The sequence below is a fragment of the Phormidesmis sp. 146-20 genome (assembly GCF_052939475.1).
Genome location: NZ_JBJPHT010000055.1, coordinates 19,087 through 30,210, shown reverse-complemented (window position 1 = coordinate 30,210; position 11,124 = coordinate 19,087). Strand labels below are relative to the sequence as shown.

Here is an 11,124-nt window from a genome sequence, read left to right as displayed (position 1 = left end):
GAGAGAAGGCGAAGGCTCTGAGCAACCATTTAAGAGTCAGTTTTGGATGGAGGAGAAGACCATTCGCAAAAGCCATCGATACCAATGTGGGGAATATAAAGTGTGACGGCTGTGGCAATAGCAGAGTCAATCTAATGTCTCGGTTCCAGTAGACCAGCCGAAGGCACTTGCGAAGCTAACATTAATCACCAGGCATTCTGGCAGATAATAGAATATTGACCAACGTGAGGTGAGTGGAATGGCTAAGTTTCTCATCGGAACGATTCCTGTGGTGGGGCATGTGAGTCCGGCCCTCTCGATCGCGCGTGAGTTAGTCAATCGAGGACACGAAGTTTGTTGGTATACAGGAAGTGCATTTCAGGCGAAAGTCGAGTCTACAGGAGCACGGTTTGCGCCGATCGCTTCTGGGCTTGATTATTCTTATCCAGAAAACGTCCCGCAGGACTGGACAACCCAACGCAATGCGCTACGCGGTGCCGCCCAACTCAAGTTTGACCTGAAGCACTTCTTTGTTGATGCCGCCGTGGGGCAGGTAAAAGACATGACGGCTATTTTGCAGGACTTTCCGGCAGATGTGCTGCTGACAGATTTTTGCTTTTTGGGCGCTGCCTGGATTCACGAACAAGGCGGGCCACCGTGGGCAGGATTTGGCATCTCCGCTCTGGCATTTAGCAGTCGCGATACAGCCCCGTTTGGTCTGGGACTCAAACCAGATGCCTCCCCCTTCGGGCAGTTTCGCAATCGGGGATTAAACTGGCTTGCTCAAGCGCTGCTGTTTCGAGAAGTGACGGCATACACGAATCAAGTTCGTGCCGACTTGGGGCTGCCTCACAGCACAACCCCTTTCTTTGACACCCTCTCACCTTTTTTGCACATCGCTGGAACAGTTCCAGAGTTTGAATATCCTCGTCGAGATTTACCTGCTCAAGTCCATTTTGTGGGGCCGCTACTTTCTTCAATTGCAACGGAGTTTACGTCCCCTGCCTGGTGGGATGATCTCAAAGGGAGCCAGCCTGTTGTTCATGTGACTCAAGGAACCGTTGCCACCGATCCAGACGTGTTAATCGTGCCAACCCTACGGGGACTTGCCCAGGAAGAAGTCTTGATTGTTGCGACTACAATTGGCAAAGCGATCGAGAGTATTGCGCCTGATGCAATTCCTGCCAATGCTCGAATCGAGTCGTTTATTCCTCATTCTGAGCTATTGCCCCATGTCGATGTGATGATTACAAATGGCGGATACAACGGTGTGCAGATGGCTTTGGCGGCGGGGGTGCCTTTAGTGGCGGCGGGACAATCAGAAGATAAGCCTGAAGTGTGTGCGCGAATTGAGTGGGCGGGTGTTGGAATTGATTTGAAAACAGGAAAGCCGACTCCTGAGCAGATTCGCGCTGCGGTGAAAAAGCTACTATCCGATCGTCGCTACCAGACTCGCGCTAAGGACTTTCAACGGGCAATTCGTCAGTATGATGCCCCAATGCTGGCGGCAGCGCGACTAGAACAACTGGCAATCACGAAACAACCCGTCATTAGAACTGAATAAACCTGACTCTACTGTTTGCACGATGCCAGCCACAGACTAAACCTGTAGGGACTCAATCCAGTTCTTTCGCTTCGTTAGTTGAATTCTTCTGCCCCCCAAGCTGCCAATTCTGGCGGACTTTATGACTGTTCGAGCTACAAGTTCTTATCAATGAGCAGGCGCATGATGAGCTGTCTCTGAGCCATTGCGCTCTGTCACGGGGATTGCTAGTTCTTTGAATGCTTCCGTGAATCAGTTTTAATAAGTTCTTGCCGAGTATTTGGTCTAGTTGCTGTGGGGGCAATCCTAACAAACGAACCTTCTGTAACTCCAGACCCGGATGTAGCCACGGCCCATCTGACCCAAACAAAATCTTGTGAGTGCCCGCCCGCTTGATCGCTTGCACCAGATAGTCAAATCGGCGCACCCCAGATGTATCGGCATAGACATTAGGAAACCTGACAAGCTGGTCGATCACGCGCAGATGGGCACGCCAATCATCCCCAAAGCTACCCAGGTGAGGAATAATAAAGTTGACTTTGGGATATTGACTGGCTAGTAGATCCACTAAATCTGTCTCATTGGCAGGGTCGTAGAGCAGTGGTAGATTGAATGCTTGAGCCACTTCGCAGACTTCACGAGTCGCGGGTGCGTCATGGCGATGGACTTTGATGCCGCGAAAGTTCCACTGAGTTACGGCTTGATGCACCATTGGGTAAATGCGATCGCGGTCTCGTTCACAATGCACCATCGCAAAACCAATGTATCGTTTGGAATGTTGAGCAATGATTTGAGCCGTGTTGCGGTTGGCTTTCGCATAGTCGCTATGAAAAGGGGCAAAGATGACAGTGCGATCGATGCCTGCGGTTTTGGCACGACGCAGATAAGATTCCACGGGGGCATCAGTACTCCAGGGGCCCGTCAGTAGGTCGCCTTTTCCAGCATGACAGTGGCAATCGATAATCATACGCTGTATCCTGTAAAGTGAAAGTACCAGTTTTTTAGTCGAATCTATGACTGCAACAGTGTTTGCGACACCTGCTGAAATAATTCACCTGTCGGGGATCAGGTGGCAGACCTATGAGGCGCTACTGGAGGAATTGAGCGATCGTCGTCTGCGACTAACCTACAACCGTGGCAATTTAGAAATCATGGCTCCTTCTCCAGAACACGAACTGAGTAAAAAGGTGATAGGACGGTTTGTAGAAACGCTGGCGGAAGAGCTAGAAGTGCAAATTTATCCGCTAGGTTCAACTACATTCAAACGACCTGAATTGAGTGGAGCTGAACCAGACGAATGTTTCTACATCTTTAACATTGATGCCGTTCGGGGGAAGCGACGGCTGGATCTCAAGGAAGATCCTGCACCGGACTTAGTGATTGAAGTTGATGTTACCAACAGTTCCAAAAATCGTCTTCAGGTTTATGCAGATTTGGGGGTCGCAGAAGTTTGGATTTATAACGGAGATTCGTTGGTGGTCAAACAACTACAGAACGGAACCTACATCACCTCCCCGGAAAGTCAATTTTTTCTAAATCTGCCAATTTCAGACATCGCTGTATTTTTACAACAAGCCGAAACGATCGATTACCTGGAACTCGTGAAAGTTTTTCGCAAATGGGTGAGAACTCAAATTGAGCATTAGCGGTTCAACTGTTGTCTGAGATCTCGAATTGCGGCACTGGTGTTGCGATCGTAGGCAATCTGTAAACACTGAGCGATCGTGCTTTCGAGGTCGATGTTTGGGAAATAGCGGCTCTGGGTTTGCAGTTGATAGGTTGAGTTCTGCAACTGATAAATCAACAGTTTTTGCTGCTTGAACAGCCAGACTTCTGGAACTCGATAGGGCAAATAATCGTTGATCTCAGAGTAGCTAGTCACATCAATTTCGATTACCAAATCGGGAGGCGGATCGGTTTGCCAGTCAATGCGCTTTTTGCCTGACACGGCTTGCCAATTGTCGATGTAGAAACAGTAGTCTGGCTCAATCCCGCTCTCTTCTGGCAAGGTCATTGTGACGGGAGTAAAGGCATCGTATTCGCGATCGTTGTGATCCAGGAGCGTGATCACAATCTGGGCGATCAAATGGGCATCTCGACCGTGGATGGGCAAGGGCGACATTAGCGAGACTTCTCCATTGTGATACTTGATACGAGGAATTGATCCATCACCGCGCTGCTGGCAGAGTTTTTGGTAGTCTTGCCAAGTTGCCGGAAGCCGCAAGACCGTCCCTGCGGGAAGTTGAATTTTTTCGGGTGAGACGAGGACGTACATCGTTAAAAGTCCTTCTGCTGCCAGTCATTGTCATCATAGCGTGGGTGAGCGATCGCCCCCAATTCTGGCGTTGCTGATTGGAGGGATGAATCTGTGGGAAATGTCCATCTTTTCGCCCCCTAAATCCCCCAAAAATGGGGGACTTTGAACCTTGGGTTTCCCACCGCTTTGGGGCACACCCCCTGATTCAGCAACGCCTCTAAGTCAAGTTGACTGTGGAAGGAGCGATCGTAGAAAGCGTGAGTGATGAGTTGCCAATAAATACGCAACGCTTACGCCACCTATACCTCTAACAAATCTTGCCGCAGAACCCATTACCGCTATAGATGGACGGAATGGTGGCAAGTCGCCGACCTTTGGGATGCTTGTTTGAGTATTCACACCAACGGCACTGTTGACCCGCACAGACGCTGACCGGATGCCCAAACACTCTGGGATTGTCTAATTGAGCAGCGAGATGGTTAAAGAGATCACGGGCAAAATTGACTGAATCTTGACCACAGTTAACGGCAGTGTTGCAGCCATGCAGAACAAATACAACATCTTGCGCTAAGACTGCGGTTGGAATCTGAGAAACACTGCGGCCGCCTGATTGGATAGTTGCACAAGTGCTGCGGGCTGAGTCTCGATACAGTCCTACACAGTCTCCATCGCCAATGATTCCTTCGGGATAGGAGTGGCTGAAAATGTGAACTTCTTTGAGGCGTTGATTGAGGCAGCGAAAGGTTTCATTGATGGCTCTAATGATGTCTTCGCCTGTGCGGTAGGGAGTTGCCCCGATCGTGCCACAAGCATTGGTTGCAGTTGGGTTGGCGATCGCGCTAATTCGCTTTGCCCAACGGCCCGCCTGATTGGAGAAAAATCCACTGGACTTGTTGCCTTGTTGATAGAGACAGAGGCTGGCTTTTGGGGTTGCCTTTTTGGATGTGGACTCAAACAATTCGGATTCATAGGCTGGCATTTCTAGCGCGGCTGAAGGCACACCGCATCTGGGTTCGGTAGTCCGAGTTGTAAACAATCGATCGAGCCGACTCAGGGTGTTTTTGCCGACAATGCCATCTGGTTTTAGTCCGTATCTCTGTTGAAATTTGCGAACCGTAGCAGTTGTTTCCGCTCCATAGATGCCGTCAGGGGTGCCCCGTCGTCGAGTTGAAATGGGCATGGGAAACTTCAAATCAATCAGAGCTTGTTGAAGAATTTGTACCGCCTGTCCTCGTTCTCCTGGCCGCATCGGGGGCTTGTTGTTGGCGGCAGCTTGGAGGCGTGCGTTGTTGCGAAATCGAGGTGAGCGAAGGCCGACGGGCAATGCTTCCCATTCGGTGAGTTGCTCAAAGTTTTCGTTGAGATTTTCGTTGAGTCCGTTGTAGTGAGAAGCGCTTTCTAAATTAAAGGGCACTTCAAACAGCCATTGTTGCTGGTTCATGGTCAGAGCCTTGGTTATTCAAAGAAATTTCATTGTGGAGGCGTGAGGTGTGAGAGAACTCAAAACGGTCAGAAACAATAGATTGGCTTGTGAGGAATGAGGTGCGATCGTTCTCCAGCCCTTACAAACTCGGCAAAGGTTGGACGCGAATCACGCAGTTCTGAACTTGTTTGATTCAGTTCTGATGTCAAATTTTTGAGTTCCGAACACGAATCTTTGAGTTCCGAACACGAATCTTTGAGTTCTGATCTCGAAGGTTGCAGTTCTGAACGCGAATTATCCAGTTCTCAACTTAAAAGCTGGAGTTCTGAACTCGAACGATGCAGGTTAGAGGTCAAAGGCTCCGCTTCTGAACTTGAATGTCGGTGATCGAACCTCAAATACCAGTGTTCTGAGGCTCAATCTTCGATTGTTGAACTTGACCGTTTGAGTTTGGCTGTCTGAGGCTATCCCACAATTCGCGGAGCGGGCATCCTGCCATTCGATCGCCCCATCGCTGGATTGTGACGCATTCCATTAGGAGGCGCTCCGGGTGCATAGACTTGACGCGGCGGCGGTGTAGGACGGCTCATCCGCATTCCTTCTTCACTAGAAATCCATTCCTCGGTGTACTCTGCAATCCGCAGCAGCAAGGCTTCAAACTCGGTGCGGTTCTTCTGAAGTACAAACGGCTCTGCTAACCAACGAATCACTTCTCGTCCTGCGACGGCCATGCGGTTCATCGTGCTGGCGTGAACGGATTCCTGGAAATATTGCCAGAGGACGAGTTCGATCAGTTCCCAGGCGTTGTCTGCCCCAAACTGAGCGCGCACATCGGGCGATTCCAGCACTTTAAAGCATTCCGCCAGCGCCTGACTGGTCTCCACCCGCAGCACATTGATGTAGCCGTAGGAAGAATTTTTCAGGTTGTTTCGCAGATCCAATCCGGCTCGCCGAACGATCGCGATCGACCCAAAAGTCGGATCAGTTGCCCGTTCGCGAATGACTTCACTGACTCGCTTATCGCGCCAATATTTCGCCGCTTCGCCAATAAAGTGTGTAAACAATCCGTGAAACTGAGGATTTGGACGCGCACCGGGGCCAGGATTTGTCGTCGTGTAGCCAAAGACGCGCCGATAAGCCCGCATCCGTTCTTGTTTGTGGTAGCGCAGAATGTTGTGCTTGTCGAATCGGTAGAGACCATAAGCCCCTTCACCGCTCGAAATTCGCAAAGTTCCGGCTCGAAACAGTTCTTGTAGTTTGTCGATGACGCGGAAAACGCCTAACCGTTCGTGCATATAGATGTAATAGAGATCGGCACTGGCTAGAATGCGCTCGCTTCTCACCGTGTCGTCATAGTCGATTACGCCGCTAGAAATTTGAGCTTCTCCCAGGTCGGTTGTGCTGTCTTTGCCCAGACCAATGAGATCCGCCAGTCCGCCATCGGCTGGAGAAGCTTTGCCTGATTGTGATTCCTCATATTTTTGTAGTTGGTCATCCACCATCCGATTTAGCACTTCTGCTAGTTGGGGATTGGCGACCAGTTCGGGGCCGAGTTGCTCGATCGTATTTTGCAGCAGGGCTGCCACCTGGTCATTGCGGCGATCGTAGTCGCGTGCTTTCATGATTCGCTTCCTCTCAAAGTTAGTCAATAGATTTAGCCAATGGGTCTGGTCGGTGTGATGGGTGACGCAGACGACACGCTACCCACGCCCAGATCTGCCAGCGTATCGAGTTGAAACACAAGCTCACTCAAGGTTTGCTGTACCCGCTCAAAGGACAAGACTCTACCCAGCAGCTTGGTTTGATTGCGCTTGTTGAAGACACCACCGTTCGATAAGTTATTGACATCAGGCGTGATGGCATAAAGCACAGAGGCGATCGTCCAGAACAGCGTGTCTGCCTGATCAGTGACAAAATCTAAGCCAAACTGTCCCGATGTAGACAATAGAGAAGGCGCTTCGAGGGTTGTAAACCGATCGACCCATTCATCAAAGTCATTGACCGTAATGTTGGGTAAGGCAAAGTTAGCGGTGATGGTCAAATTCGTGCCGTTGTTGCCGCTGCTGATCGTTATAGAACCGGGGGATTCTAACGTGTCAAACAGGGCCGCATCCGATCGCCGTTCGCTTTCGGTAAAGCCGACTGAATCCATTGCAGACATCAGACTTGCATTACTATCACTGATCACCGGGAGCATAATGCTGGCGCGGGAGAGTCGCTCGCTGTATCGTCCGGTGACTTGAGTCTCGATCGAGGTCGTAATGTCATACTCAACCCAGATTCGTCTCAAGGTATCAACGTAATTAATCAACAGTTCAAATCCAGCAATCTGAGTTTCGTCCCCCAGTGTCACAGGCAGCACCGCCTCGACTTGACCATTGCGATTGATCAAGCGGGCTTTTTCACCAAACTTAAGTAGAGAGCCGCCGATTAACCGATTGCCCCCACTCTCACTGCCTACAGGACTTTTGACACTCAGCGTATTGAGGTAAGTTTCTACTCGCTGTTTGCGCGGTTCGTCTAAGCGACCAAACTCATCGACTAGCGTGCGAATTTGAGACTGGATGAGCGATCGCAGGGCCTCAACCGCATCCACATCCGCCGTCGGATCAAAGGACGTTAATCCTTCCAGCACTTTCAGCGCATCCTGCCCAATAATGCTGCCTTGACGATATAAATTGGCTTGCGCGACCGAAAGCTGACCCGTCATGCCGTTTAGCTCATTGGGATTGTAGAGCGATACTAGACTGCGGGCTGGAGTCATCATCACCTGACCATTCTTGGCAGTCGGAAAGGCACTGTTCAACGCGCTGATGAATCCATCTGAGCCACGACCGGGGGCGCGTCCTAACACCTGCGTCAGGGCCCGCTCGACTTGCTGCGATAGACCGTTGGCGGCACTGGAGGCCGTCGATCGCGCAGAACCATTGTCATAAACCGTGGTTTCGTTGCCAGCAGAATGACTCAAAATCCGAGTAATCTGTGACAGTTGTTCGGCTACTGGATTGTCGGTAAGGGTGGGTTGAGCAAACAGAAATTGATCAATGAAAGTTTGTCGAAGTTGCTGTAATTGTTCAGCCGTAAAGGGACTGGTCTGACCAGCCGTGACTAGATAGGGAAATGTCATCGTGACTACCTCGTGTGATCTAGGGATGAGGGATGAGGGAGGAGGTTCTAGATCTGTTGTTGGAAAATCTAGCGCCGTCCTAACATGCGGTAAAAGTTGTCTGTAATGGCTTGGGGGGTGGCAAGTTGCTGATCTATCGCGAACCGAGCCGCACTCACCATCAGCCGGACGGGAATGGCTCCTGGATCGCTGCCTGCTGCCAACCGTCGTCCGGCCTGTTCGATTAGATCCAGTTGCGCGGGCGTAAAGTCAATCACCTGCGCCATCGACTTGTTGCCAAACTGAGCATAGGGCTGAAATACCAGCGTATCCACAACCATTTCCGCAGCCGGGTAGAAGGTTTTCATGAAAAAGGGCGGAATCTGATCGGGTGTAATCCGGGGATAGAGGCGCTGCCAGACGCGGGCCAGATCGGAGGCTAGTCGATCGAAGCCCAATCGCCGTAGCAAAATTAGATTGATCAACACGCGCAAATAGGGCGTAGGATGAACCGCCTCAGCACTAAACTGCAACGTACTGGCAGGCGATCGCCCCACCACATCCATGAGCGACTCAACCGCAGCCGTTCCCCCCAACATCAGCGCAAACATATCGGCCATCGTTTCTTTGTGCCACCGCGCCCACACCTGCGCCACCTCCGGAGAAAATCGTCCTTCTGTCGTTAGACGTTGAAACAGTCGGACTGGAATGACTTCCCATAGCCCCAAATCTGCTTGTAAATTGTGAGACACTTCATGCAAAACGCTGGAGAGCGCCCACACATTGTCTAATCGGTGCTGCGGCAGCATAATTAAGGGAAACAGGTTGGAATTGTAGCGCAGCTTTTGTAAAGGAACCCCCCGTCGAAAGGTCGCCGGACTAAAGCCACTATTGGCATAGCTAAAGGGCAACAAACTGGGCATGGGTTGCGCCGTACCTAGCCCCACATAGACTTTTTCGTAACAGTTGATGGCAATGCGATCGATGGCTCTCAACCGCTCCCCAAACGAAGACAGCCGCTGCACAAATAAATCAAAGTAGAAGTCCCAAATGCCTTCGAGGTAGAGCACCTGATTACTCACTGTCTCTTTGCGTTCTAGCAGCACTCGAAAGCGATCGCCCGTAGGGTCTCGACGAGCCGCACTTGCTGCCGCTTCTACCCAGCGCGTTTTCTCAATCAACTGCACCCGAAAGCGATCGACAAAGCGATTGACGGCTTCGATGTGGGCTTCGCTAGGAGCAATGGGGCCCGTCCCAAATTCGTCTTTGGCAAAGGGCCGTAGTGACTTGGCATGGCGGACTAGATTGAGCGATTGAATGTTGAGCCAGTTGTCGAGTAAGCGTTGTTCGCCGATCGAGCTTGATTTTGCAGGCTGAGTCGTCAAACTCGGCTGCGGGGAAGCGGCTGAAATCATCGTCCTTTCTCCTACGGGTGATTAGCGACCTGCACAGGTTGGGCAACTGGCGCTGGCGGCTCGACGCGGATTCATCGGATTGCGGGCGCTGGAGGGCGCTGTTTTTTGACGCACCGCCAGATTTTGAGTGATCGCTTTTTGCAGCTTTTGCGGATTGGTCATCACTTGCTGAGTGGCTGCCGCCATTGCTTTTAGGGCTGTGGCACTGTTGATGGGTTGACCTGCACGAGCCGCCGATTTGAGCGTTGCGATCGCCGTTCGATCCATTGCGGGCACGGCTCGAAGAATTTGTTTCCCCGCCGTTCCTTGTTGGTTCAACAGGCGAGAACGCCGAGCGCTGGCTTGTGCCATTGTGGCGACCACGGGACGCAGGGCCCGCTTACCGCCCATGATCGAAATCGTAATCGGTAGAGTGGCCGCAATCATGGATTCAGCTTCGGCTTCGGTGGTTGCTTCCGCTGCTTGAGCCGCCATAAATTCTGTTAGCGCTGCTTCGTAAGCGACTTCGCTCGTGCCAATTTCGGCTTCAAACTCGTTGTTGCCAAAAAATTCGGCTTCCATTTGGGATGCTTCCATTTCGCCTTCTCGCAGCATGGCGCTGGTGAGTTTGCCCGCTAGAGGAGCCGCGATCGCCCCAACTCCAGGAATCAGACTGGTCAGCGATCGCACCACACTGGGCGCAAATCTTTTTGCAAGCGGCAACACATTCTTTTTAAGAAAGCGACCGATTTTTTTGAAGAAGTATTCGCCTTCTTGCTCATATTCTGGATTTGCGTAACCTTGATGATAGTGGTTCGTTTCCTGCTGTTCCCATTCGTCCTCAAACTCTGGATTGGCGTAGCCTTGACTGTGATTTGCAGCTTCGTGCTGTTCCCACTCATTTTCAAACTCAGAATTGGAGTAAGGATTCGCTTCCTGCTGTTCCCATTCAAACTCAGAAGTGGTGTAGGGGTTCGTTTCCTGCTGTTCCCACTCGTTTTCAAACTCAGGATTTGAGTAAGGGTTTGCTTCATAGGAAGCAGGTGATTCAAACATTGCTTGACTTTGCATAGTCATGAGAAGTCTCCTGACAGTAATAGTGCTATCAAATTCAACAACGGACTATTTAATTGGTCGATCGCCCGTCTTAGCCAGGTGAAGTAGAGACAGTGATTAGAGGATGGAGTTCTGCATATTCCATTAACTGACCCTCAGTATGTCTTTCACCGAGTCAAGCAGGGTATCCCAAAACAGGTCGGTTCTTAAGTTCTGAATCAGTAACCAAAGAACTTGATGTACTTGAAGAATTAGGAAACTCTTCACCACAAGAATGACTTTCTACTCTAGCGATCGCTATTACCCATCAGGGTGCTTCTCAGGGTGTAGAACGATGAATTTTTACAACGTTGTAGAGTTACATGA

The 11,124-nt window shown here is 50.8% G+C and carries 9 protein-coding genes; 2 read left to right on the top strand and 7 right to left on the bottom strand.

Annotated features, from left to right (window positions below; all coding sequences use genetic code 11):
* Nucleotides 1-238 precede the first annotated feature (238 nt).
* Complete coding sequence (locus ACKFKH_RS28215) at nucleotides 239-1,543, top strand: nucleotide disphospho-sugar-binding domain-containing protein (RefSeq protein WP_446861684.1); 1,305 nt, start codon at nucleotides 239-241, stop codon at nucleotides 1,541-1,543.
* Between the two features lie 52 nt (nucleotides 1,544-1,595).
* Here ACKFKH_RS28215 and ACKFKH_RS28210 read toward each other — a convergent pair whose 3' ends face one another.
* On the bottom strand, nucleotides 1,596-2,489 hold the full coding sequence (locus tag ACKFKH_RS28210; RefSeq protein ID WP_446861683.1) for an amidohydrolase family protein: 894 nt from the start codon (nucleotides 2,487-2,489) through the stop codon (nucleotides 1,596-1,598).
* A 46-nt stretch (nucleotides 2,490-2,535) separates the two neighbouring features.
* On the opposite strand from ACKFKH_RS28210, the gene ACKFKH_RS28205 reads away from it, so the two are divergent.
* Nucleotides 2,536-3,168 (top strand): Uma2 family endonuclease, encoded by a 633-nt coding sequence (locus ACKFKH_RS28205; protein WP_446861682.1) that lies wholly within the window; start codon nucleotides 2,536-2,538, stop codon nucleotides 3,166-3,168.
* Here the strand turns inward: ACKFKH_RS28205 and ACKFKH_RS28200 are convergent.
* From ACKFKH_RS28200 to ACKFKH_RS28175, 6 genes are all read right to left on the bottom strand, one after another.
* On the bottom strand, nucleotides 3,165-3,797 hold the full coding sequence (locus ACKFKH_RS28200; protein WP_446861681.1) for a Uma2 family endonuclease: 633 nt from the start codon (nucleotides 3,795-3,797) through the stop codon (nucleotides 3,165-3,167). The genes ACKFKH_RS28205 and ACKFKH_RS28200 overlap by 4 nt on opposite strands.
* Before the next feature lie 289 nt (nucleotides 3,798-4,086).
* The gene (locus ACKFKH_RS28195; RefSeq protein ID WP_446861680.1) at nucleotides 4,087-5,220 is read right to left on the bottom strand and encodes a peptidoglycan-binding domain-containing protein; all 1,134 of its coding nucleotides are present in this window, start codon (nucleotides 5,218-5,220) and stop codon (nucleotides 4,087-4,089) included.
* A gap of 446 nt (nucleotides 5,221-5,666) precedes the next feature.
* Nucleotides 5,667-6,824, bottom strand: a complete 1,158-nt coding sequence (locus ACKFKH_RS28190) for a hypothetical protein (RefSeq protein ID WP_446861679.1) — start codon at nucleotides 6,822-6,824, stop codon at nucleotides 5,667-5,669.
* A gap of 32 nt (nucleotides 6,825-6,856) precedes the next feature.
* Nucleotides 6,857-8,329 carry a hypothetical protein gene (locus ACKFKH_RS28185; protein WP_446861678.1) on the bottom strand — a complete coding sequence of 491 codons (1,473 nt, stop codon included), beginning with the start codon at nucleotides 8,327-8,329 and terminating at the stop codon, nucleotides 6,857-6,859.
* Nucleotides 8,330-8,397: 68 nt separating this feature from the next.
* Entirely contained in the window at nucleotides 8,398-9,723 is a 1,326-nt protein-coding gene (locus ACKFKH_RS28180; protein WP_446861677.1) for a hypothetical protein, read from the bottom strand.
* Between the two features lie 21 nt (nucleotides 9,724-9,744).
* Entirely contained in the window at nucleotides 9,745-10,779 is a 1,035-nt protein-coding gene (locus ACKFKH_RS28175; protein WP_446861676.1) for a hypothetical protein, read from the bottom strand.
* Nucleotides 10,780-11,124 lie beyond the last annotated feature (345 nt).